The following is a 20,544-nucleotide window of genomic DNA, read 5'->3' on the forward strand; positions in this document are numbered from 1 at the left end:
GACGGCGCAGCGGCCGGACGCGGCGGTCGCCATCGTGCACCCGGCCGCGAGACGGGCGCGCCTGCGCGTCTGGACGACCTTCGGCATCCTCACGGCTCTGCTGTGCGTGCTCATCGTCGTGTCGGCCGGAACCGGCCAGCTGCACATCCCCGCCGAGCAGGTGATCGGAGCACTCTCGCGCGGCTGGAACGCCGTCGTCTCCGACATCGGCCTGACGTGGCTCCGGGTGCCGGAGGGAGCCGCCGTCGAACACGTCAACGGCGAGGCCACTCTGTGGCTCGTCCGCTTCCCCCGCATCGTCATGGCGCTCCTGGTCGGCGCGGCGCTCGCGACGGCCGGCGCGGTGATGCAGGGCGTCTTCCGCAACCCGCTCGCCGAGCCCGGCGTCATCGGGGTCTCTTCCGGGGCCGCCGTCGGCGCGTGCGCCGCCATCGTCTTCGGCCTCGGCTTCGCCGGCCCGCTGACGCTCCCGGCCATGGCCTTCCTCGGCGGGCTGCTCGCGACCGTCGTCGTGTACGGGTCGGCGCGGGCCGACGGCCGCACCGAGGTCGTGACGCTCGTGCTGACGGGCATCGCGATCAACGCGATCGCGGGCGCCGCGATCGCGCTGCTCACCTTCCTCGGCACGACTCAGGAGCGCGAGCAGATCGTGTTCTGGCAGCTCGGCTCGCTCAACGGCTCGCGCTGGCAGGACGTGCTCATCGTGCTGCCCCTCACGGTCGTCGGAGTCGTCGGCTGCGTGCTGCTGTCTCGCTCCCTCGACCTGCTCTCGCTCGGCGAGCGCCAGGCGACGCACCTCGGTCTGAACGTCGAGCGGCTGCACGTCGTCGCGATCGTGCTCATCGCCCTCTTGACGAGCGGGGCCGTCGCCCTGTGCGGGATCATCTCGTTCGTCGGGCTCGTCGTGCCGCACCTCGTGCGCATGATCCTGGGCCCGGGCCATCGTCTGCTCGTGCCGGCGAGCGCCTTCGCGGGGGCCGTCCTGCTGATGGGCGCAGACCTCGTCGCCCGCACGGCGGTGCCCTATGCGGAGCTTCCCATCGGCATGCTGACGGCGCTCATCGGCGGCCCGTTCTTCTTCTGGCTGCTGCGCCGAACGCGCCGCCGGGCGGGAGGCTGGGGATGACGCGGCCGGTCATGAGCGTGCAGGGCGTCGCCGTCGACCTCGGCGGCGCCGCGATCCTGACGGATGTGACCCTCGAGCTTCTCGAGGGCGAGCTGCTGGCCCTCGTGGGCCCCAACGGCGCGGGCAAGTCGACGCTGCTGTCCGTGCTCGCCGGCGACCGCTCGCCGTCGCGGGGGACCGTGCTGATCGACGGGGCTCCCCTGGATGCCGCGCCCGTCGCCGACCTCGCGAGACGCCGCTCGGTGCTGACGCAGTCGAACGAGATCTCGTTCCCGTTCCCCGTGATCGATGTCGTGCGGATGGGACGCGCGCCGTGGCGGAGCCGTCCGGAGGCGGACCGGGACGAGGAGATGGTCGAGCTCGCGATGCACGCGGGCGAGGTGAAGGCACTCGCCGACCACCCCGTCACAACGCTGTCCGGCGGCGAGCGGGCACGCGTCGCCTTCGCCCGATCCCGCGCGCAGTCGTGCGCGATCGTCCTGCTCGACGAGCCCACCGCGAGCCTCGACATCCGCCATCAGCACCGCGTGCTGGCCGAGACGCGAGCGCATGCGCGAGCAGGCGGCTCCGCGGTCGTGGTGCTGCACGATCTCGGCCTCGCGGCGGCCTACGCCGACCGCATCGCGATCCTCGCGGGCGGCGAGATCGTGTCGGTGGGCCCTCCGCGCGAGGTGCTCGACCCGGATGTCCTGACCAGGGTCTATCGCCACCCGGTCGGCGTCTTCGACGGACCGGATGGCGAGATCATCGTGGCCGCACGCGCGACGGGCGTGGCGGCAGCCGAGGAGGTAACCGCATGAACCGCGCGATCCCGCGCTCCACGCTCGCCCTCGCACTGTCGGGTGCGCTTCTGGCCGCCCTGCTGGCCGTCGCCGTTCCGCTGCCTGCGTGGGCCGCCTCGTCCGTGACGGTCGAGGGCCCGGACGGCACCTCGACGGTCGACCCCGACTACGCCACCGAGGTGACCGTGCGCGGATCCGGGTTCCAGTCGATCAAGAAGGGGTTCGGCGGCGTCTACGTGCTGTTCGGCTGGGTCGACGGATCGTGGCGCCCGAGTCAGGGCGGGGTCGTCGGCGCGGACTACCGCTACGTGCCCGACAGCGAGTCGAGGGACAACGCGGGATTCCAGCGGTTCGTCGCGTTCCCCGGCAGCGAGACCGAGGCAGCCGCGCACGCCGTCATGTCGGACGACGGCTCGTGGAGCGTGTCCATGACGATTCCGGGGGCGAGGTTCGAGAGCCGCGACCGCTCCGGCGACGTCAGCGGCGTCGACTGTCTCAAGGTCACGTGCGGCGTGATCACGATCGGTGCGCACGGCGTCAAGAACGCCAACAACGAGACCTTCACGCCCGTGAGCTTCGCCTCGGGCGGGGGATCGGCGCCTGCGGCCGCGGGCGGCACGCTCCCGGATGCCGCGCCCGGCCTCGCCGCGCCCGGCGAGGTCCGTCTCGGGCTGGCCTCCGCGCGCGTCGACGCCGGCACCTCGATCGCGTTCACGGGTCAGGGCTTCGCCCCCGGCGAGCAGGTCGTCGCGACCCTCGACAGAGGCCTCGTCTCCGTCGGACCGCTGTCGGCCGGCGCTCAGGGCGAGGTCGCCGGCGTCATGTCGGTGCCGCGCGACGTGCGTGGCGGGACTCATCTCGTGACCCTGACGGGGGCGGCATCCGGCGCCGTCGCCGAGTCGCCCGTCGAGATCGTCGCCGGCGCCTCGCCCCTCGTGGCGGCCGCTGCTGCGGAGACGCCGATGTGGCTGTTCGTCCTGCTCGTCTCGTGCATCGGGATCGCTCTGGTGCTCATCGTCACGAGCGTCGTCGTGTCGATCCGTCGATCGCTCGCGGCCCGCAGGGCGCGCGCCCAGGCGGCGTCCGCGGCGGCGTCCGCGTCCTCCGCGCCGCCGCCCCCCGCTGCTCCGACGGCGGTGATCCCGGCTCCGCGCGAGGCGGGGCCCGACGCCGTCACCGAGCGACTCGCCGTCGGGGCGGGGGAGCACGCGTGAGACGGCGTTCGGTCGTGGCGGCCGCGGCGCTCGTCATCGCGCTCGCCGCCCTGGCGGGCGCACCGGCGTCGGCCGCGGAGACGGATGCCGGACCGGGCGACATCACCGTCACGGTCCCCGAGTCGGATGCGGGCAGGCCGATCACGAACGCCCAGTTCCGCTGGGGGCTCAACGCCGAGTCCGGCGCGGGCGCCTTCGCGGGCGGATGCAACTTCCTCAGCGCCGGCAGGGCGGGGAACGCGGGGTCCGCGCGCGTGTGGACGGCCGCGGACGGCCTCTACTCGGCCACGAGCGCAGCAGTGCGCATCGAGAAGCCGGCCGCCGGCGGCGAGTACCGCCTCGCGAGCTTCGAGAGCCGCTGCCTCGACGCGAGCGGCCGTGCCGTCTCGGTGTCGTCCCTGACGAGCACGACCGCGAACCAGGTCGTGATCGATCAGGGTCGTGGTCGACTCGTGCCGGGTGCGGGGCTCGAGATCCGGTGGACGGGCTCGTTCACCGTCGTCTTCTACGGCGGCATGACCTACTGGACCGTCACCGATCCCGTGCTGACGCTCGACCCTGCAGGCGATGGGCGGGTCACGGCGACCGCGAGCGGGTTCGGCACATCGATGGACGACCTCTCCAAGTGGGTGCCCCTTCCCGAGCAGTCCATCGTGCTCGCCGAGCTGCGCGGCGTCGACCCCGCGTCCGACGGGGGCTTCGCGATCGTCCCGGAGTACGTCGGGGTCTCCGTCCCGGATGCAGGGCAGATCGAGCGGACCTCCGAGAACGCCGCGTACTGGGGATCGTTCCCTGCGAGCTTCGTCGAGTACCAGAAGCTGACCGGTCAGGCCGGGTACTGGCTCACGACGGGCGGCCAGCGCGATCGGGCCAAGCCCGCGACGACTCTGTACGTCAGCTACGACGCGGCGGCCCCCATCGCGGTCACGCCTCCCGCGGTCGCGGGGTCGGCGGACGAGCCGAGCAACCCGATCCGCGTGCGGCCGGGGCAACCGGTGCAGCTCCCGGCAGACGTCGCCACGAGGCTGCCGATCGGCATCCCGCTCGCGGCCGCCACATCGCTTCCGCAGGGGCCTGGCCTCGTGCCCGCGTCGGCGGCAGCGGCGCTGAGCGCCCTGGCAGGGCCCCTGCTCGCGTCGGCGCTCGCTCTCGCTCTCGCCGTCGTCGCCGTGCTCAACATCATGGGGCGGCTGCCGTGGCAGCGCGCGCTTCGCGCGGGGCGCTGATCCTCGCCGGCCGGAACGGGTCGATAGTCGGCCTGCGGTGAGACAATGGAGGCATGGCCGACCAGGCGAACACCCCCGAGACCCCGAAGCCCGTCACACACCACGAGCTCATCGAGGACCGCATCGAGACGGTCAGGATCAGGCGGTCCCCGAAGTACTCGGTGTTCCTCGTCGCAGGGGCGGCGCTCGGCATCATCGTCGCGATGATCCTCACGTTCTCCTTCACCGGCACGACCGACGAGAGCCCGAACACGGGGATGATCTACTCGCAGGGGCAGGTCTTCGGATTCCTCGCCCTCATCTGCATCGCGGGGGGCGTCGCGCTCGCCGGCGCCGTCGCACTCGTCTTCGACCGCACGGTCGGGCGACGCACGCGGGATGTCGAGGTCGACCGCGAGACGGTCCACGTCGTCGACTGACCCTTCGAGGGCTCAGCGACCGCTCACGCCAGTTCGGCGATGATGGGGTGGATCGCGGCGTCGAAGGCCGCGACATCCCCGCGCAGTCCGTCGGTGACGGCGATCGTGAGCGATCCGATCCACCACACGCCGCGCTGCACGAGCGGCAGCACCTGGACGTTGAGCTCGAAGGAGTGCGCGCGCCGGCCGACCTGCCGCTCATGCTCGGCGATCGCGCTCGCGTAGGCCCGGTACGAGACGCCGGGCTTGCCCGACGAGTCCTTGCGGTACCGCTCGTGCCACGACTTCCCGTACTCGACCGCCTCGGCGGCGTGGGGCGTGATCGCTGAGCGCAGCTCGTCAGAGCCCTTCGTCGGCAGCGCCACGAGCGTCTCGAACCCGTCGACGAGATCGAGCGGCACGGGCGACGGATGCGCCGTCGGCTCGACCGTCATGGCCCAGAACTCGCGCCACTGACGTTCGAGCAGAGCCTGCGCCTCGTCCGCGCGGTCGTTCGCCCTGGGCGGGATGCCGCGCAGATGCGGCAGCTCGTCGGGCGAGCGGATGCCGAGCACCTGCCGAAGGTAGAGCGCGATGAGCACCGGCTGACCCGCATCCTCGCGGATCACCCACTCGGGAGCGCCTGTGCCGGTCATGTCGCCATTCTAGGACTCGGCATCCCGCGCGGGCCCGGCCCGCACCCGCGATCTCGGTGGGAGGCCGATTCCTTTCGCGGGCCGCGAGGGTCTATCCCTGCATGACGACCGATCCGAATCGCCGGCACTGGGAGCTCGTGGCACGCTCGCCGGACGCGACCGACTGGGGAGAGCTCGCGCGCGAGCCGGCACAGCTGCGCACGGAGCGGGTGGAGCGGCCGGCGGGTGCGTGGCTGCGCCCGCCCCGGCCCGTCTCCGACGCGGCGCTGCTCTGCATCCACGGCGGCGGCTTCGTCAGCGGATCGGTCGCGACGCACCGACGGATGTTCGGACATCTGGCGGATGCGTCGCGCCTGCCCGCCTTCGCCGTCGAGTACGGGCTCGTCCCCCAGCATGTGCATCCCGATCAGCTCGAGACGGTCGTCGCCGCACACCGGTGGCTCGTCGGCCAGGGCTTCGCCCGGATCGCCGTCCTGGGCGACTCGTGCGGCGCCCTGCTCGCAATCTGGCTCGCGCAGCGCATGCGCGGGATCGGGTTCGCACCGCCGATCGCGCTCGTGCTCCTGTCGGCCTGGGTCGACCTCGAAGCCGACGGGGGGTCGTACGACAGCGCCCCCGATCCGTTCTTCACGCGTGACATCGTGCGCTCCCTCGCAGCCGCCTACCTCGCCGGAGCCGACCCTCGAGACCCCCGCATCGCGGTGCTGCGCGCCGACCTGTCGGGACTGCCGCCCGTGCTCCTCCAGGTCGGCGGCGACGAGGCGCTGCGCGACGACAGCATCCGGCTCGCGGAGCGGCTGCGCGTGTACGACGTGCCCGTGCGGCTCGAGGAGTTCGAGGGTCAGCTCCACACGTTTCAGATGGCTGCGGGGCGCAGCGCCGCCGCCGATGACGCGATCGGGAGGGCAGGGCGATGGCTGCGGTCGATACTAGGATCGTGACGGGCTTCGAGCAGGATGCAGTGCCCCTTCGGGGCGAGTTGCGCGCTCACTGCTACCGGATGCTCGCCTCGTGGGACGACGCCGACGACGCCCTGCAGGAGACGTATCTGCGGGCCTGGCGTGCCTGGGAGGGGTTCGAGGGCCGCGCCTCGGTGCGCACGTGGCTCTACCGCATCGCGACCCGCGTCTGCCTCGATGCCGCCGCGGGCCGCGCGGCGCGGGCGCTGCCCGCGGACGTCGACGCGCTCGGGCCCGACCTCCCCGGTTCCTCCCGGCCCGTGCGATGGATCGGCCCCTTCCCCGGCGACAGCGACGATCTCAGGCTCGCGTTCATCGCCGTGCTGCAGTCCCTTCCGCCGTCACAGCGGGCGGTCCTGCTCCTGAGGGACGTGCTCGGCTTCTCGGCCGCCGAGTCCGCCGAGCTGCTCGAGACCTCCGTGCCCGCCGTCAAGAGCACCCTCCAGCGGGCGCGCCGACGCGTGGCGCGCGAGGCGCCGGTCGCCGCGGACGTCGTCGAGCCCCGCGACCCCGCAGTGCGTCGGCTGGTCGAGGCCTACATCGGCGCGTTCGCGCGAGGCGACGTCGACCTGCTCCTCTCTGTGCTGCGGGCGGATGCCGTGCTCGAGCTCGTCCCGGAGGGCTTCGCGCGAGCCGGCAAGGCGGCGTGCGCACCCGTGCTCGCCGATGCCGTCGCGCACTCCGGCACGTGGGAGATGACCCCCGCGACGGTCAACGGGGCACCCGGGGCCGTCGTCCGCCTCGACGGATCGCCGTACGGCGCGACAGTGCTGGACGTCCGCCCGGACGGCATCGCGAGGATCACGGTGTTCCGCGATCCCTCGCTCCCTCGCCGACTCGCATGAGCGTTCAGCGGCAGGGGCCCAGGACCGCAGCGACGTCGGGCCGGCCGCTCGACAGCTCAGGCCTCCGGCATCCGCTCAGGAAAGGCGCCGGTAGGCTGGAGCCGTGGCCTCCCCCTCGCGCGACGTGACGTCCAACCCGTACACGGAAGCCGGCGTCGACACGGCGGCAGGCGATCTCGCAGTCGAGCTCATGAAGTCGGCCGTCCGCAGGACGCACGGCCCCGAGGTCCTCGGCGGCGTCGGCGGCTTCGCCGGTCTCTTCGATGCGTCGACCCTGAGGAGCTACGGGCGCCCGCTCCTCGCGACGAGCACCGACGGCGTCGGCACCAAGGTCGCGATCGCCCAGGCGATCGACAAGCACGACACGATCGGCCTCGACCTCGTCGGCATGGTCGTCGACGACATCGTCGTGGTGGGCGCGAAGCCCCTCTTCATGACCGACTACATCGCGTGCGGCAAGGTCTACCCCGAGCGCATCGCCGACATCGTCCGGGGCATCGCGCGCGGCTGCGCCGAGACGGGCACGGCGCTCGTCGGCGGCGAGACGGCAGAGCACCCCGGGCTCCTCGGGCTCAACGACTATGACGTCGCGGGCGCAGCGACCGGCGTCGTGGAGGCCTCTCGCATCCTTGGCGCGGAGCGTGTCGGCGACGGCGACGTCGTCCTCGCCCTCGCATCCAGCGGCCTGCACTCGAACGGCTACTCGCTCGTCCGGCACATCGTCGCGCGCGGGGGCATCCAGTACGCGCACACGGCCGAGGACTTCGGCACGACGTGGGGCGAGACGCTCCTCGAGCCGACCCGCCTGTACACGAGCCCGCTGCTGCGCCTGATCGCGCAGCTCGGCGACAGCGCCCGCGGCCCCTTCAGCGCGGTCCACTCGCTCAGCCATGTGACCGGCGGCGGCATCGCGGCGAACCTCGCGCGCGTGCTCCCGCAGGGCTCGTGGGTCGAGGTCGAGCGGTCGACGTGGTCGCCGCCCCCCGTCTTCCGCGTGCTCGCCGACCTCGGCGACCTCTCGCTCGAGAGCACGGAGGGCACCTGGAACCTCGGCATCGGCTTCCTCGCGGTCGTCGACGCGCAGAAGGCGGATGCCGCGATCTCGGCCCTCGCGCAGGACGGCATCGCCGCCTGGCAGGTCGGCGTCGTCCACACGGGAACGCGCCCTGCGGGCGAGTTCGAACAGGGCGCCAAGGGCGTCGACGGCGGGGCGGTCCGCCTCGTCGGAACCTACGGCGACAGCGCCGCACCCGATCACGGAGCGAAGTAACACCCCATGTGCGGAATCGTCGGGATGGTGGGCCGCGGGCCCGTCAACCAGGAGATCTACGACTCTCTTCTCCTGCTGCAGCACCGCGGCCAGGACTCCACCGGCATCGCGACGGCGGAGCGCAGCGGCGTCTTCCACCTGGCGAAGGCACGCGGTCAGGTGCGCGAGGCGTTCCGCACGCGTGACATGCGGTCGCTGCTCGGCGAGATCGGCCTCGGTCACGTCCGGTATGCGACCAAGGGCACGGCATCCAGCGAAGAGGAGGCGCAGCCCTTCTACGTCAACGCCCCGTACGGCATCGTGCTCGTGCACAACGGCAACCTCACGAACACGCGCGAGCTGACCGACGAGCTCTTCCACACCGACCGCCGCCACCTCAACACGAGCTCCGACACGGAGCTGCTCGTCAACATCCTCGCCAATGAGCTGCAGGCCGTCATCTCGGGCCTCCAGCTCGATCCCGAGCAGGTCTTCCAGGCCGTCTCGCGCGTTCACGACAGGGCCGAGGGCTCGTACGCCGCGATCGCGCTGATCGCGGGCTACGGACTGCTCGCCTTCCGCGACCCGTTCGGCATCCGTCCGCTCATCATCGGCACGCGCAAGGCGAAGGAGGGCGGCTACGAGTGGGTCGTCGCGTCCGAGTCGCTCGTGCTCGAGAACGCGGGCTTCGAGGTGGTGCGGGATGTCGAGCCCGGCGAGGCCGTCTTCATCGACCTCGAAGGGCGTCTGCACACGAAGCAGTGCGCGAAGGACCCCAAGCTCGTGCCGTGCTCGTTCGAGTACGTCTACCTCGCCCGGCCAGACTCCGTCATGAACGGCATCTCGGTGTACGAGGCGCGGCTGCGGCTCGGCGACCGCCTCGCCGACACGATCGCGAAGTACACGCCCAAGGACGCGATCGACGTCGTCATGCCGATCCCGGACTCGTCGCGCCCCGCCGCGATGCAGGTCGCGCGCAAGCTCGGCATCGAGTACCGCGAGGGCTTCTACAAGAACCGCTACGTCGGCCGGACGTTCATCATGCCCGGTCAGGCCATCCGCAAGAAGAGCGTCCGGCAGAAGCTCAACGCGATGTCGACGGAGTTCAAGGGCAAGAACGTGCTCCTCATCGACGACTCGATCGTGCGCGGCACGACGTCGAAGGAGATCATCCAGATGGCGCGGGATGCCGGCGCCAAGACCGTGACGTTCGCCTCTGCCGCTCCGCCCGTGCGCTACCCGCACGTGTACGGCATCAACATGCCGTCGCGTCACGAGCTCGTCGCGCACGGCAGGACGATCCCCGAGATCGCGGAAGAGCTCGGCGCCGACTACATGGTGTTCCAGGAGGTGGAAGACCTCAAGGCCGCGATCCTCGAGGGCTCGCCCGACGTCGAAGACCTCGACATGAGCTGCTTCGACGGCCGCTACATCACGGGCACGGTCTCCGAGGAGTACCTCGCCTGGGTCGAGGGCTCGCAGGAGAGCTGACCGCGGGCCCCGACCCGGCGGGTCGCGCCGCTCAGGCGCTGACGCGGGCCCCCTCGAGCACCTCGAGGAACGCCTTCATCCACGTGCCGTTGTCGGGCCACGCGCGGGCGGTCACGAGGTTGCCGTCGACGACGCCGCCGCCGTTCTCGAACACGCCGCCCGCCGTCTCGACGTCGATCGCGAGCTCGGGATACGCCGACGACGTGCGGCCCTGCAGGACTCCCGCGGCGGCGAGCAGGAGCGGGCCGTGGCACGTCGCCGCGACGGGCTCGTTCTTCTCGAAGAAGTGCCGCACGATGCGCTGGGCGTCGGCGTTGTTGCGGATGTACTCGGGTGCGCGGCCGCCGGGCACGACGATCGCGACGTAGTCGTCGGGGTCGACATCCTCGAAGGCGACGTCGGCGTCCCACGTGTGGCCGAGCTTCTCGGTGTACGTGTCGAAGCCGTCGACGAAGTCGTGCACGACGAACTGCAGCTTCCGCTTCTCGGGCGCGCCGATGTGCACGTCGTAGCCGGCCTCCTGCAGGCGGTGGTAGGGGTAGAACACCTCGAGGGTCTCGGCGGCGTCGCCGGTAAGGATCAGGATCTTCTCGGTCATGGGGTGGTTCCTCTCGGGAGACGTCGATGTCTGTCCCCCCAGCGTGCGCTCGGATGGCGCAACCCGCGAGCCCGGTTCTCACGATGTGCGAATCCCGTCCGGATCCGCGCCCCGCGAGCGGATCTACACTGTCGGCATGGGCGCACCTTCCCGCGACGCCGCGGGCATCCGCTCCGCGGAGCGCGTGCTGCAGATCCTCGGCGAGGTCGGCGAGAGCACCGACGGGCTCACCGCTGCCGAGCTCTCGGCCCGTCTCGCGCTGTCTGCGGCCACGACGTACCGCCTGCTCGCGACGCTCCTCTCCCGCGACTACCTCGTGCGCGGCGACGACGCGCGCTACTCGCTGGGCCGCGCCGTCGACGGGCTCGGCCGCGCCGTGCGGTCGCAGCTCGTGGCCACGCCGTCGGTGCGCGGCATCCTGGCCGACATGCGCGATGCGGCGCACGCGCCCGCGTACCTCACGGTGTTCCGCGGCGACGACATCGCCGTCGCCCATGTCGCCGACTCGACGGCCCACCCTCGGATCGGCCAGCTTCACGTGGGCTTCGCGGAGGCCGCGCACGTGACGGCGTTCGGCAAGCTCATGCTCGCCGCCCGAGACGACGACGGCGTGCGGCGCTATCTCGAGCGGCACGGCGCGGCATCCGTCGCCCCGAAGTCCGTCACGAGCGAGCGTCAGCTCCTCGATCAGCTGGAGGACGTACGCGCCCTGCAGATCGCCGTCGAGATCGAGGAGTACATGCCGAAGCTGGCATGCATCGCGGCTCCCGTGCGCTCCCGCAGCGGCCGCACGGTGGGAGCCGTCTCGCTCTCGACCTCCGCGGAGGAGTTCCGCTCGCGCGCGCACGAGCTCGAGCGGATCGTCCGCCGCGGCGCGTGGCACGTGTCCAGCAGCCTGCACGCCTGACGCGTCGGGCCTCGCCCGGACAGCACGGGATGCCGCGCCCTAGGGTTGTCGCATGAGCTCCACGGCGCCGTCGCCTCTGTGGCGCGGCCGCGCGCTCGCCCTCGCCGGGATCGTGCTGTTCGCCTTCTCGCTGCGCTCGGCGGTCGCGTCGCTCTCGCCGGTCATCGACCACATCGAGCGGGACTTCGCGCTCTCGCCCGTCGTGGTGGGCCTCATCGGCACGGCCCCGCCGGTCTGCTTCGCGGTCTTCGGACTGCTCACACCCCAGCTGGAGCGCCGGCTCGGGCTCGAGCGGCTCGCGATCGTCGCGATGGCCGTCGCCGCGACGGGCCTCGTGACGCGCGGCCTCGCCGTCGACGGCGTGACGCTCCTGCTCGCGACGGCCCTCGCGTTCGCGGCGGTCGGCGTCGGGAACGTGCTGCTTCCACCGCTCGCCAAGAAGTACTTCCCCGATCGCATCGGGCTCGTCACGACCGTCTACTCGACCATGATGGCCGTCTCCACCTTCCTGCCTCCCCTCATCGCGGTTCCCGTGGCGGATGCCGTCGGCTGGCGCTTCTCCCTGGCCCTGTGGGCGGTCTTCGCGCTGTCGGCGATGATCCCGTGGATCGCCCAGCTCGTGCGCACGCGCGGCGACGACGTCGAGGCGCTGGAAGGGGCCAATCCCGCGGTCTTCGAACGCATGTGGCGCATCCCGCTCGCGTGGGCGCTGCTGGCGGGCTTCACCGTGTCGGGCATCCTCGCGTACTCGGCGTTCGCGTGGCTGCCGCAGATCCTCGTCGACATCGCGGGCGTCTCGCACGCGCAGGCCGGCGCGCTCCTGTCGCTGTTCGCCGCGATGGGCCTGCCGGCATCCCTCCTCGTGCCGATCCTGGTCGCCCGCTTCCACGCGACGAAGGCGCTGTTCGCCGTCTCGATCGTGACCGGTCTCACCGGGATCGCGGGACTCCTGTTCGCGCCGGCGGCCGCGACATGGCTGTGGGTCGTGCTGCTCGGCATCGCGCCGCTGCTGTTCCCGCTGACTCTCGTGCTGCTCGGGCTCCGAGCCCGCACGCACGAGGGCGCCGTCGCGCTGAGCGGATTCGTGCAGAGCATCGGGTACGCGATCGCGGCCGTGTTCCCCTTCGGGCTCGGGGTGCTGTACGAGGCCACCGGCTCATGGACGGGGCCGCTGATCGTGCTCGCGGTCGTCGTCCTCTTCGCGATTCCGACGGGTTTCGTCGCCTCGCGGCGGCACACCGTCGAAGACGAGTGGGAGCAGCGCCAGGGCGCGTGGAGCGCCTGACGCGGAACGGGTCGGCCGAGCGGCCGGGCGAGCGCGGCATCCCAGCCGTGCCGCGCCCCGGGCGCGAGGCGGATTCCCAGCAGTGACGCGATATATCGTGTTAGCGTCGAGGCATGGCCGCCACGGAACTCGAGCGCACCGTCCGAAGCGAGATCGCTGCGGCCGAACGACGCGATCGACCCCTGCTCCGGATGCTGCGCGCCGCGCGCGCGTGGGTGTCCCGGCATCCGCGACTCGACGTCGCCTACCGAGCGGCGATCGGCGTCTTCGGCGGCGCGCTCGCGATCGCCGGCCTGCTGCTCGTGCCGCTGCCCGGTCCTGGCTGGCTCGTCGTCTTCCTCGGGCTCGCGGTGCTCGGCACTGAGTTCCACTGGGCTCGCCGCAGCTCTCGCTGGCTGAAGCGTCAGCTCGACCGCTTCTGGGCGTGGTGGCGCGCTCGCCGGGCGGCACGCGCCTCACGGGTTCAGCGGGCCGACTCGACCTCGGGCGCGCGCTCGTCCTCGTCCTCGCCGTCGTCGTACTGATCGGCCCACTTGTCGACGTATTCGTCGTCGGAGTGGTGACCGAGCTCACGTTCCAGCGCGGCATAGTTCACGCTGTACGTGTCGTACTTGAGTTCGCGGGCGATCTTGGTGTGCTTCGCCTTCTGACGGCCACGCCCCATGCGAGACCCCCTCATTTCTGAGTTGCGGGCTGAATGCGGGCATTCCGCGTCCGAAGCCCGGGCATTCACGATCCGGCGGCTGGCCGGGTAAGAGTAGCATTCAGAATAACACGGAGCCCCGTGGCGCCGGCGGCTCCGCACAGGTGCGGAAGGGGCGTTTCATGGCGGAAGAGGCATCCGACATCGCAGACGACGGCAGGCAGGATGCCGCGCAGGGCGCGGTGATCGTGGGGGTCGTGCCGGGGCATCCCGTTCGCGTCGTCAAAGAGGCGGCGCGGTACGCGAAGCTCCTCGGCGCACACCTGCTCGTCGTCAACGTCGATGTGACGCGCTTCGTCACGTACGAGGACCCCGACGGCTACGTGCACTCCGCCCCCATCGACATCAACATCGCGACGGGCGAGGCCGACCTCGAGCGTGTGACCGCCGAGACGACCGCGAGCCTCGAGGGGTCAGGCGTCGACTGGAGCGTGCGGCAGCTCGTCGGCGACCCCGCCATCGCGATGAAGCATCTCGCGGAGCAGGTCGATGCGCGACTCCTGGTCGTCGGGACGCGCCGGCACGGGATCGGAGAGTCGATCCGCGAGTTCTTCACGGGCTCCGTCGCGGCGCGACTCGCGCACCGTCAGCATCGTCCCGTGCTCGTCATCCCGCTCGGCGACGTCGTGCCCGACGATCAGGAGATCTGGCCGGCCTAGGCAGGGGCGTCGGCGGCCTGGCGTCCGGCATCCGCCTTCGCCCAGTCGGTCGCGCCGAACCAGTCGACCACGACGACGGACTCGTCTCCGACGACCCACGCGTCGTGGCCCTCCGGGAGGCTCGTGACGTCGCCGGGGCCCGCGACGAACTCCGTGCCGTCGTCCATGCGGATGCCCAGCCGCCCCTGCACGTGGTACTGGAAGTGCGGTGCGAGACAGGAGTCCGTTCCCGCGATGGGCTTGACGTCGTCGGACCACCGCCATCCGGGCTCGAGGACGAGCCTGCCGACGGTGCTGTCTCCGACGGCGAGGATCTCGGCCCGGCCGTGTGTGAACTCGCGGACCTCCGTGGGCCGGGCGAAGGTCTCGTGCTCGATCGTCTGCATGGTGTCCTCCTCGACATCGCATGGATGACTGTCTACCTACTGGTAGGCAGATCCAGTGTCTACCTACCAGCAGGTAGATGCAAGGACGGATCCAGGTCTACGCTGTCGGCATGGCAGCCGTCGTCGGAACCGACACCCGCGAACGCATCCTCGACGTCGCGGAAGAGCTCGTGCAGACCCGCGGCCTCAACGCCATGAGCTATGCCGACATCTCGGCGCGAGTCGGCATCACGAAGGCGTCGCTCCACTACCACTTCGCGACCAAGTCCGACCTCGTGCGCACCCTCATCGCGCGCTACTCGACGCGGTTCTACGACGCGCTGGCCACGATCGAGACGACGACGTCCGATCGGGGCGAGCGGCTGCGCCGTTACGCGGAGATCTACGCGACGGTGCTCGAGGGCCACCGCATGTGCCTGTGCGGGATGCTGGCGTCCGACTACGAGACGCTGTCGGCCGAGGCGCAGTCGGACGTCGAGCAGTTCTTCGAGCACAACATCGACTGGCTCGCACGGGTCATCGGCGAGCAGGCGGCCGACGGCGCCCTCGCGGCGGACGTCGATCCCCGCGCCGCGGCCGAGACGATCATCGCGGGACTCGAGGGGGCGATGCTCGTGTCGCGCACGATGGCGGGAGCCACCCGGTTCCGCTCGATCGCGACCGGGCTGCTGGCCGGCGTGACGGCGCGCGACTGAGCTTCCGACGCCTCGGCATCGAGCCGCCGCCGCCTGTTCGGCCGTGAGGACGCGGACGGGGGAGTCTCCCGTCGTCCGCGTCCTCAGGGCGAGCCGATCGGCGTCAGCCGCGCAGCGCCCTCGTGACGTCGCGTGCGGCGGCGTCGAGCGTCGCGGTCAGATCGTCGACGACGGATGCCGCGAGCTCGCCGCCGCGCGCGATGTGCGTGCGCAGGTCGCTGCGCACGTTCGCGCGGAACTCGGCGACGGCCGTCTCGGCGCGGTGCAGCTGCTCGCGGCTCTGCGTGCGCGCGTCGTCCGCGGGGGGCGGCCACGCGGCGGCAGAGGCGCGATCCTCCTGCGTCGCGGCGGCGAGGTCTGCACGCAGGCTCCGCATCGCCTCGCGGACGCTGCCGCGCACCTCGTCGGCGATCAGGCGCACGCTGTCGGCGAGGCCCGCCTCGATGCCCTCGAGATCGCCCGCCCGCGCGGCCACTTCTGCGCGACCGGCATCCGTGATCTCGTAGACGGTCTTGCGGCCGTCGACGGTCTTGGTGACGAGGCCCTCCTCCTCGAGCTTCGCGAGGCGCGGATAGATGGTGCCGGCGCTCGGCGTGTAGGTGCCGCCCGTCCGGTCTGCCAGGGCCTGCATGATGTCGTAGCCGTGGCGCGGGCCCTCGTCGAGGAGGTTGAGCAGATACAGGCGCAGGTCGCCGTGCGAGAAGACAGGACTCATCACCACTCCTCCTCGTCGGCGGGCGTCGTGACGACGGCGCGGCGCAGCACCGTGATGTCGCCCGACACGGAGTTCGAGCGGATGTCGGCGAACGTGCCGCTGAGCTCTCCGACCGAGCCGACGTAGTTGGTCGGAGCCGACGACGAGCGCACGACGCCGTCGATCTGCACGCGGCCGCTCACGCTGCGCGCGACGTAGTTCGCCGGCACCCCCTCATCGAGGCGGACCGTCGCCCGGCCGCTCACGGTGTTGAGCCCGATCGAGCTGACGGGGCCCGTGGAGTCGACGAGAAGGGCACCCGAGACGGTGTCGATCGTCGCCTTGCGGATGCTGCCGGTCGCGGCGACGTCGCCCGAGACGCTGTTGGCGCTGAGCGAGCCGACGAGTCCGCGGATCTGCACGTCGCCCGAGACGGCGTTGGCGCTGAGGTCGCCTGTGAGGCCGTCGACGATGATGTCGCCCGACACCGTGTTGAGCTTCGCATCGGTCTGAAGGCCGGTGACGAGCGCGCTCGCCGACACGACGCCGAGCGTCAGAGCGACGGAGCGGGGCACGGCGACGCTGATCTCGGCCTTGGGGCCGCCAGCGCCGAAGTTGCGGAACACTTCGAGGAAGTTGTCCCACCGCAGCTGCGGGTGGTCGATCTCGACGACGTCGCCCGTCACCTCGATGCGCAGGTCCTTGATCGTGACGCCGTGCACTTCGATGCGGGCGCCGGGCTCGTCGTGCGCGACGACGTCGATCTGCCCGCCGACGAGTCCGACCTTGAGCCTGCTCACGGTCTCGATGTCGATGACGCGGGTCTCGCCCGGGTGGATGATCCATTTCTCGAGGGTCATGGTTCCTTCTCCTGGAGGTTCCGTGTGGTGGAGTCTTCGCGATATATCGCGATAGGGACAGCGTAACACGATATATCGCGAGTGCGTCAAGAGTCTCCCGGATTCTCGGCTTGACCTTGACGTAGCGTCAACATCTACCGTGGAACACGACGGAGAGGAGAACACGTGGAGTGGCCGATCCAGCAGATCGCGAAGCTCACCGGCACGACGAGCCGCACGCTGCGCCACTACGACGACATCGGGCTGCTGTCCCCGTCGCGGGTCGCGCGCAACGGCTACCGGCACTACGACGAGTCGTCGCTCGTGCGGCTCCAGCGCATCCTGCTCCTGCGCGAGCTCGGGCTGGGACTTCCGCAGATCGCGGAGGTCCTCGCCCGCGAGACCTCCGAAGCGCACGCCCTCGAGAGCCATCTCGCCTGGCTGCGCGACGGGCAGAGCCGGCTGGCGCGGCAGATCGCGTCTGTCGAGTCGACCATCGAGGCGCTGAGAGGAGGTGAACGGCTCATGGCGGAGAGCATGTTCGACGGCTTCGACCACATGCGGTACAAGGATGAGGTCCAGGAGCGCTGGGGCGAGGACGCCTACGCGCGCAGCGACGCGTGGTGGCGCTCCATGGGCGCCGGCGACAAGGCCGCATGGCAGCGTCAGGCCCAGCAGCTCGGGCAGGACTGGATCGCGGCGGCCGAGGCCGGGATCGCACCCGACAGCCCCAGGGCGCAGGATGTCGCGAGGCGCCACGTCGCGTGGCTGACCGGCATCCCCGGAACGCCGGCGGCGACGCCCGGCGGCGACGTCAAGGCCTACGTGATCGGGCTCGGCGGGATGTACGTCGACGACCCGCGCTTCGCGCAGAACTACGGAGGTCAGGACGGCGCCCGGTTCGTGCGCGACGCGCTGCGCGTCTATGCGGAGACGAACCTGTAGAGCGAGCGGGAAGGCGGATGCCCCGATCCTCGCGGGATCGGGGCATCCGCCTTCCCGCGGGGGCTAGGTGCTGTTGCGCCCGCTCAGGACGCGGAACAGGAACGCGATCAGCGCGAGCACGCCGACGATGAGTGCGACCCACAGCAGCCAGCCCAAGGCGGCGTTGAGGCCGCTCACGATCGCGACGACGATCGCGATGACGATGATGACGATGAGAGCGATGTTCATGAGAGGGTTCTCCTCCTTCTGTCGACGCACAGATGTGCGGGTGCCGTGCCAGGCGTTCTCCAGACTCCACGCGCCGACAGGGCTCGTGGAGGGGGTTGACGGCATTCGACAGACGGTGATAGCGGCCGCAGCGCCGTCCGCGCGCCTGTCAACCCCCTGCCTCCGCTTCGCCGCACGGGCATAGCGTCGGCTGGTCGAAGGAGGAAGCCATGCCCCGTGGACGAGGATCGAACAGCCTCAAGGACCCCGACCTGTACGAAGACCTCCGCAAGGACGGCGCATCGAAGGAGAAGGCCGCGCGCATCTCCAACGCCGCAGCACGCGACGGACGCAAGAGCGTCGGCCGCCGCGGCGGGAAGGCCGGCGACTACGACGACTGGACCGTCGACCGCCTGCGCTCGCGCGCGAAGGAGCTCGGGCTCACGGGCTACTCGGGCAAGCGCAAGTCCGAGCTCATCTCGATGCTGCGCAATCACTGAGCCGAGGGGGCACCGGCGCTAGCCTGGCGCCGTGGCCCCCTCCCGCGCGATCTCGCCCGCGACGCTGCTCGTCGTCGTCGCGGGCGGCATGATCGGCGTCGCGGCGCGCGCGGCCCTCGTGCTGCCGCTCGGGGCGGCGGCGCATCCGCTCGTCGTCCCGGGCGTGACGCTGGCGATCAACCTGGTCGGATCGTTCTGCCTGGGATGGGTCGTGGGCCGGCTCGACGGCGGGCGTCCGCGGCTGCGCGCGTTCCTCGGGACGGGAGTCCTCGGAGGCTTCACGACCTACAGCGCATTCGCCGTGCAGACCGTCCAGGTGACCGGCGCCGCGCCGGTCGTCGGCATCCTGCTCGCGATCGCGGCTCTGCTGGGCGGAGTCGTCGTCGCGACGGCGGGGCTCGCGGCGGGACGACGCGCGGGCGGTCGCCCCGGCCAGCCCGATGCACCCGAGGAGGCCGAGTGAGCTCGTGGGCCTTCCTCGCAGCCGTCGTCGCGGGCGGTGCGGGCGCGGGGCTCCGCTACGTCGTCGACGCGCTCGTCATGAGGGGACGGAAGGGCGCCTTCCCCGTCGGCATCCTGCTCGTGAACGTCTCAGGCGCATTCGCGCTCGGAGTCCTGACGGGACTCGGCGGCGTCGTCGGCGACTGGATCACGATCGCCGGCGTCGGGCTCCTCGGCGGCTACACGACGTTCAGCACCGTGTCGGTGGAGACGGCGCTGCTCGCCGAGCGACGCCGCCGAGGGTGGGCGTGGGCGAACCTCGTCGGCACGCTCGTGCTGGCCGTGGCCGCCGCAGCAGCCGGACTCGCGATCGGGCGGCTCTTCGTCTGAGCGGAGCGCGCGGCGGGCCGATCGGACCGAGCGTTCTCGATCCGATCGGCCTCGACCCGGGCGCGGACGAGCGAGCTAGGCGAAGGGCCGTGCGAAGAGGGCGGTGCCGCCGGAGGCACGGTTGGGGATGCGGACCCCCGGCGGCATCGGGCTCCGGTTCGCGGAGCGAGCGATTCGGCGCGCCTGGGGAACGCGTTGCCGATCGCTGCGAGCACCCGCTGAGCGGAGCCCAGCGCGAGAGACTCGTCCTGCGTGCCGACCCGCGCACGCGCACGGGGCCGGAAAGGCGTCTGAAGTCGCTCGTGCAGTCTGGTCCGACGTCGTCGGGGGCGCCATGAGCCCGCGAGTCGGTCGGCTGGAGGAAGTCCGGCGGTGCCGGCGCCGTCCCCCCGGGGGCGCCGGCACCGCCGGTGAGGCGGCCAGGATCTGACCGCCGTCTCGGCGACGGGACCGCGTTGCACGCGGCGTCAGCCGGCCGAGGCGATCGACGACGAGCGGGGCGCGAGCCAGGAGGCGGCATCCTGCGGGATGACCGATCATGGCGGCTCCTTCGTCGTCGAAACCGTATGAGAACAGCAGAGCAGAAATCTGGACAGTTGACAAGTGTTCTTAGGACACTCGTCCAAATCGACCTGATGCGTCCGGCGATTCGGAGCGTAGAATCGCCGCGGACGGGAGAGGGGACACGACCGCGCATGACGACGGCGACAGAGAGAGCGGATCGCGCGAGCGTCGACAAGTTCGCGATGCGGCGGCGGATGCTCGCGGAGTCGGCCCTGGCCGCCATCGCCGAGCGCGGGTACGCCCAGACCGGCCTGCGGGATGTCGCACAGCACTCCGAGCTCTCGCACGGCTCCCTGCACTACTACTTCGACGGCAAGGACGACCTCGTCGCACTCGCCGTCTGGAACTACAAGTCGGCGTGCGCCCGTCGCTACGACACGATCGTGGAGAGCTCCGTCACGTCTGACGAGCTCGCGGCGCGCTTCGGCGTCGAGATGGCGTCGACGCTGAGGGACGAGGCATCCCTCCACCGCCTGTGGTACGACCTTCGCAACCAGGCGCTGTTCAGCGAGGGGTTCCGCGACACGATCGTGGCGATCGACGAGCTGCTCGAAGAGATGGTCTGGGCGATCGTCGTGAAGTTCGCGCAGCTCGAGGGCCGCCCGCCCGCCGTCACCCCGCCCATCGCCTACGCGCTGTTCGACGGGCTCTTCCGGAACACGCTCATCCGCTTCCTCCGGGGCGAGGTGAACGCGGTCGAAGAGCTGCGGCAGCAGGCGCCCGTGCTCCTGCGCACGACGCTGCACGCCGCGGACTGACATCCGGACACGACTGTCCGCGCTCGG

At 71.3% G+C, this 20,544-nt stretch carries 26 protein-coding genes; 19 read left to right on the forward strand and 7 right to left on the reverse strand.

Annotated features, from left to right (window positions below; all coding sequences use genetic code 11):
- Positions 1-31 precede the first annotated feature (31 nt).
- Genes FHS08_RS07305 through FHS08_RS07325 form a run of 5 tightly spaced genes read left to right on the forward strand, consistent with a single transcriptional unit; the run spans position 32 to position 4,767 of the window.
- Positions 32-1,126: a FecCD family ABC transporter permease gene (locus FHS08_RS07305; protein WP_424960806.1), complete on the forward strand. Its 1,095-nt coding sequence runs from the start codon at positions 32-34 to the stop codon at positions 1,124-1,126.
- On the forward strand, positions 1,123-1,926 hold the full coding sequence (locus FHS08_RS07310) for a heme ABC transporter ATP-binding protein (protein WP_167037299.1): 804 nt from the start codon (positions 1,123-1,125) through the stop codon (positions 1,924-1,926). Before FHS08_RS07305 ends, FHS08_RS07310 begins: the two co-directional genes overlap by 4 nt.
- Positions 1,923-3,122, forward strand: coding sequence for a hypothetical protein (locus tag FHS08_RS07315; protein WP_167037302.1), 1,200 nt, complete (start codon positions 1,923-1,925; stop codon positions 3,120-3,122). Before FHS08_RS07310 ends, FHS08_RS07315 begins: the two co-directional genes overlap by 4 nt.
- Positions 3,119-4,348: a hypothetical protein gene (locus tag FHS08_RS07320; protein WP_167037306.1), complete on the forward strand. Its 1,230-nt coding sequence runs from the start codon at positions 3,119-3,121 to the stop codon at positions 4,346-4,348. Before FHS08_RS07315 ends, FHS08_RS07320 begins: the two co-directional genes overlap by 4 nt.
- Before the next feature lie 53 nt (positions 4,349-4,401).
- On the forward strand, positions 4,402-4,767 hold the full coding sequence (locus tag FHS08_RS07325) for a potassium transporter Trk (RefSeq protein ID WP_167037309.1): 366 nt from the start codon (positions 4,402-4,404) through the stop codon (positions 4,765-4,767).
- Between the two features lie 23 nt (positions 4,768-4,790).
- Here FHS08_RS07325 and FHS08_RS07330 read toward each other — a convergent pair whose 3' ends face one another.
- The gene (locus tag FHS08_RS07330) at positions 4,791-5,402 is read right to left on the reverse strand and encodes a zinc-binding alcohol dehydrogenase (RefSeq protein ID WP_167037312.1); all 612 of its coding nucleotides are present in this window, start codon (positions 5,400-5,402) and stop codon (positions 4,791-4,793) included.
- A gap of 101 nt (positions 5,403-5,503) precedes the next feature.
- On the opposite strand from FHS08_RS07330, the gene FHS08_RS07335 reads away from it, so the two are divergent.
- The 4 genes from FHS08_RS07335 to purF all read left to right on the forward strand — a co-directional run bounded on the left by FHS08_RS07335 (position 5,504) and on the right by purF (position 9,946).
- Positions 5,504-6,343 carry an alpha/beta hydrolase gene (locus FHS08_RS07335; RefSeq protein ID WP_167037315.1) on the forward strand — a complete coding sequence of 280 codons (840 nt, stop codon included), beginning with the start codon at positions 5,504-5,506 and terminating at the stop codon, positions 6,341-6,343.
- Positions 6,340-7,206: an RNA polymerase subunit sigma-70 gene (locus tag FHS08_RS07340; RefSeq protein WP_208382230.1), complete on the forward strand. Its 867-nt coding sequence runs from the start codon at positions 6,340-6,342 to the stop codon at positions 7,204-7,206. The genes FHS08_RS07335 and FHS08_RS07340 overlap by 4 nt, the downstream gene beginning before the upstream one ends.
- A 103-nt stretch (positions 7,207-7,309) precedes the next feature.
- Entirely contained in the window at positions 7,310-8,476 is a 1,167-nt protein-coding gene (gene purM, locus FHS08_RS07345) for a phosphoribosylformylglycinamidine cyclo-ligase (protein ID WP_341800351.1), read from the forward strand.
- A gap of 6 nt (positions 8,477-8,482) precedes the next feature.
- Positions 8,483-9,946 (forward strand): amidophosphoribosyltransferase, encoded by a 1,464-nt coding sequence (gene purF / locus FHS08_RS07350; protein ID WP_167037321.1) that lies wholly within the window; start codon positions 8,483-8,485, stop codon positions 9,944-9,946.
- Between the two features lie 31 nt (positions 9,947-9,977).
- Here the strand turns inward: purF and FHS08_RS07355 are convergent, their stop codons facing one another.
- Positions 9,978-10,544, reverse strand: coding sequence for a DJ-1/PfpI family protein (locus FHS08_RS07355; RefSeq protein ID WP_167037324.1), 567 nt, complete (start codon positions 10,542-10,544; stop codon positions 9,978-9,980).
- Between the two features lie 136 nt (positions 10,545-10,680).
- Between FHS08_RS07355 and FHS08_RS07360 the strand changes: the two genes are divergently transcribed.
- The 3 genes from FHS08_RS07360 (at position 10,681) to FHS08_RS07370 (ending at position 13,260) form a co-directional block, all read left to right on the forward strand.
- Positions 10,681-11,451, forward strand: coding sequence for an IclR family transcriptional regulator (locus tag FHS08_RS07360; protein ID WP_167037327.1), 771 nt, complete (start codon positions 10,681-10,683; stop codon positions 11,449-11,451).
- 52 nt (positions 11,452-11,503) lie between these two features.
- Positions 11,504-12,736: an MFS transporter gene (locus tag FHS08_RS07365; protein ID WP_167037330.1), complete on the forward strand. Its 1,233-nt coding sequence runs from the start codon at positions 11,504-11,506 to the stop codon at positions 12,734-12,736.
- A 113-nt stretch (positions 12,737-12,849) separates the two neighbouring features.
- Complete coding sequence (locus tag FHS08_RS07370; protein ID WP_167037334.1) at positions 12,850-13,260, forward strand: TIGR02611 family protein; 411 nt, start codon at positions 12,850-12,852, stop codon at positions 13,258-13,260.
- Here FHS08_RS07370 and FHS08_RS07375 read toward each other — a convergent pair.
- The gene (locus FHS08_RS07375; RefSeq protein ID WP_167037337.1) at positions 13,200-13,400 is read right to left on the reverse strand and encodes a DUF3073 family protein; all 201 of its coding nucleotides are present in this window, start codon (positions 13,398-13,400) and stop codon (positions 13,200-13,202) included. The two genes, FHS08_RS07370 and FHS08_RS07375, sit on opposite strands and share 61 nt — an antisense overlap.
- A 161-nt stretch (positions 13,401-13,561) precedes the next feature.
- Between FHS08_RS07375 and FHS08_RS07380 the strand changes: the two genes are divergently transcribed.
- A complete protein-coding gene (locus FHS08_RS07380) occupies positions 13,562-14,098 on the forward strand; it encodes a universal stress protein (protein ID WP_167037339.1) in 537 nt (178 codons plus the stop codon).
- Here FHS08_RS07380 and FHS08_RS07385 read toward each other — a convergent pair.
- Complete coding sequence (locus tag FHS08_RS07385) at positions 14,095-14,484, reverse strand: cupin domain-containing protein (RefSeq protein ID WP_167037342.1); 390 nt, start codon at positions 14,482-14,484, stop codon at positions 14,095-14,097. The genes FHS08_RS07380 and FHS08_RS07385 overlap by 4 nt on opposite strands.
- Before the next feature lie 110 nt (positions 14,485-14,594).
- On the opposite strand from FHS08_RS07385, the gene FHS08_RS07390 reads away from it, so the two are divergent.
- The gene (locus FHS08_RS07390) at positions 14,595-15,179 is read left to right on the forward strand and encodes a TetR/AcrR family transcriptional regulator (RefSeq protein ID WP_167037344.1); all 585 of its coding nucleotides are present in this window, start codon (positions 14,595-14,597) and stop codon (positions 15,177-15,179) included.
- 103 nt (positions 15,180-15,282) lie between these two features.
- On the opposite strand, the gene FHS08_RS07395 is transcribed toward FHS08_RS07390, so the two are convergent.
- Entirely contained in the window at positions 15,283-15,894 is a 612-nt protein-coding gene (locus tag FHS08_RS07395; protein WP_167037347.1) for a PadR family transcriptional regulator, read from the reverse strand.
- Entirely contained in the window at positions 15,894-16,733 is an 840-nt protein-coding gene (locus FHS08_RS07400) for a DUF4097 family beta strand repeat-containing protein (protein WP_167037350.1), read from the reverse strand. Before FHS08_RS07400 ends, FHS08_RS07395 begins: the two co-directional genes overlap by 1 nt.
- A 165-nt stretch (positions 16,734-16,898) precedes the next feature.
- Between FHS08_RS07400 and FHS08_RS07405 the strand changes: the two genes are divergently transcribed.
- A complete protein-coding gene (locus FHS08_RS07405; RefSeq protein ID WP_167037353.1) occupies positions 16,899-17,657 on the forward strand; it encodes a TipAS antibiotic-recognition domain-containing protein in 759 nt (252 codons plus the stop codon).
- A gap of 63 nt (positions 17,658-17,720) precedes the next feature.
- On the opposite strand, the gene FHS08_RS07410 is transcribed toward FHS08_RS07405, so the two are convergent.
- Positions 17,721-17,885 (reverse strand): hypothetical protein, encoded by a 165-nt coding sequence (locus FHS08_RS07410; RefSeq protein WP_167037356.1) that lies wholly within the window; start codon positions 17,883-17,885, stop codon positions 17,721-17,723.
- A gap of 209 nt (positions 17,886-18,094) precedes the next feature.
- Here FHS08_RS07410 and FHS08_RS07415 point away from each other — a divergent pair, with 209 nt between their 5' ends.
- From FHS08_RS07415 to FHS08_RS07430, 4 genes are all read left to right on the forward strand, one after another.
- Positions 18,095-18,364 (forward strand): DUF7218 family protein, encoded by a 270-nt coding sequence (locus FHS08_RS07415; protein WP_167037360.1) that lies wholly within the window; start codon positions 18,095-18,097, stop codon positions 18,362-18,364.
- A gap of 31 nt (positions 18,365-18,395) precedes the next feature.
- Positions 18,396-18,827, forward strand: coding sequence for a fluoride efflux transporter FluC (locus FHS08_RS07420; RefSeq protein WP_341800353.1), 432 nt, complete (start codon positions 18,396-18,398; stop codon positions 18,825-18,827).
- Complete coding sequence (locus FHS08_RS07425; RefSeq protein WP_167037363.1) at positions 18,824-19,195, forward strand: CrcB family protein; 372 nt, start codon at positions 18,824-18,826, stop codon at positions 19,193-19,195. The genes FHS08_RS07420 and FHS08_RS07425 overlap by 4 nt, the downstream gene beginning before the upstream one ends.
- A 695-nt stretch (positions 19,196-19,890) precedes the next feature.
- Complete coding sequence (locus tag FHS08_RS07430) at positions 19,891-20,517, forward strand: TetR/AcrR family transcriptional regulator (protein ID WP_167037367.1); 627 nt, start codon at positions 19,891-19,893, stop codon at positions 20,515-20,517.
- The last annotated feature ends 27 nt before the right edge of the window (positions 20,518-20,544 follow it).

Source organism: Microbacterium ulmi, assembly GCF_011759705.1.
In the GTDB taxonomy this organism is placed as follows: Bacteria; Actinomycetota; Actinomycetes; order Actinomycetales; family Microbacteriaceae; genus Microbacterium; species Microbacterium ulmi.

Bases quoted from the DNA above. Each gene is read 5' to 3' on its own strand.
- purF (WP_167037321.1), top strand. From the start codon at position 8,483: ATGTGCGGAATCGTCGGGATGGTGGGCCGCGGGCCCGTCAACCAGGAG.
- FHS08_RS07315 (WP_167037302.1), top strand. From the start codon at position 1,923: ATGAACCGCGCGATCCCGCGCTCCACGCTCGCCCTCGCACTGTCGGGT.
- FHS08_RS07430 (WP_167037367.1), top strand. From the start codon at position 19,891: ATGACGACGGCGACAGAGAGAGCGGATCGCGCGAGCGTCGACAAGTTC.
- FHS08_RS07330 (WP_167037312.1), bottom strand. From the start codon at position 5,402: ATGACCGGCACAGGCGCTCCCGAGTGGGTGATCCGCGAGGATGCGGGT.
- FHS08_RS07390 (WP_167037344.1), top strand. From the start codon at position 14,595: ATGGCAGCCGTCGTCGGAACCGACACCCGCGAACGCATCCTCGACGTC.
- FHS08_RS07385 (WP_167037342.1), bottom strand. From the start codon at position 14,484: ATGCAGACGATCGAGCACGAGACCTTCGCCCGGCCCACGGAGGTCCGC.
- FHS08_RS07380 (WP_167037339.1), top strand. From the start codon at position 13,562: ATGGCGGAAGAGGCATCCGACATCGCAGACGACGGCAGGCAGGATGCC.
- FHS08_RS07355 (WP_167037324.1), bottom strand. From the start codon at position 10,544: ATGACCGAGAAGATCCTGATCCTTACCGGCGACGCCGCCGAGACCCTC.
- FHS08_RS07410 (WP_167037356.1), bottom strand. From the start codon at position 17,885: ATGAACATCGCTCTCATCGTCATCATCGTCATCGCGATCGTCGTCGCG.
- FHS08_RS07335 (WP_167037315.1), top strand. From the start codon at position 5,504: ATGACGACCGATCCGAATCGCCGGCACTGGGAGCTCGTGGCACGCTCG.
- FHS08_RS07310 (WP_167037299.1), top strand. From the start codon at position 1,123: ATGACGCGGCCGGTCATGAGCGTGCAGGGCGTCGCCGTCGACCTCGGC.
- FHS08_RS07375 (WP_167037337.1), bottom strand. From the start codon at position 13,400: ATGGGGCGTGGCCGTCAGAAGGCGAAGCACACCAAGATCGCCCGCGAA.
- FHS08_RS07370 (WP_167037334.1), top strand. From the start codon at position 12,850: ATGGCCGCCACGGAACTCGAGCGCACCGTCCGAAGCGAGATCGCTGCG.
- FHS08_RS07365 (WP_167037330.1), top strand. From the start codon at position 11,504: ATGAGCTCCACGGCGCCGTCGCCTCTGTGGCGCGGCCGCGCGCTCGCC.
- FHS08_RS07325 (WP_167037309.1), top strand. From the start codon at position 4,402: ATGGCCGACCAGGCGAACACCCCCGAGACCCCGAAGCCCGTCACACAC.
- FHS08_RS07395 (WP_167037347.1), bottom strand. From the start codon at position 15,894: ATGAGTCCTGTCTTCTCGCACGGCGACCTGCGCCTGTATCTGCTCAAC.
- FHS08_RS07400 (WP_167037350.1), bottom strand. From the start codon at position 16,733: ATGACCCTCGAGAAATGGATCATCCACCCGGGCGAGACCCGCGTCATC.
- FHS08_RS07415 (WP_167037360.1), top strand. From the start codon at position 18,095: ATGCCCCGTGGACGAGGATCGAACAGCCTCAAGGACCCCGACCTGTAC.
- FHS08_RS07360 (WP_167037327.1), top strand. From the start codon at position 10,681: ATGGGCGCACCTTCCCGCGACGCCGCGGGCATCCGCTCCGCGGAGCGC.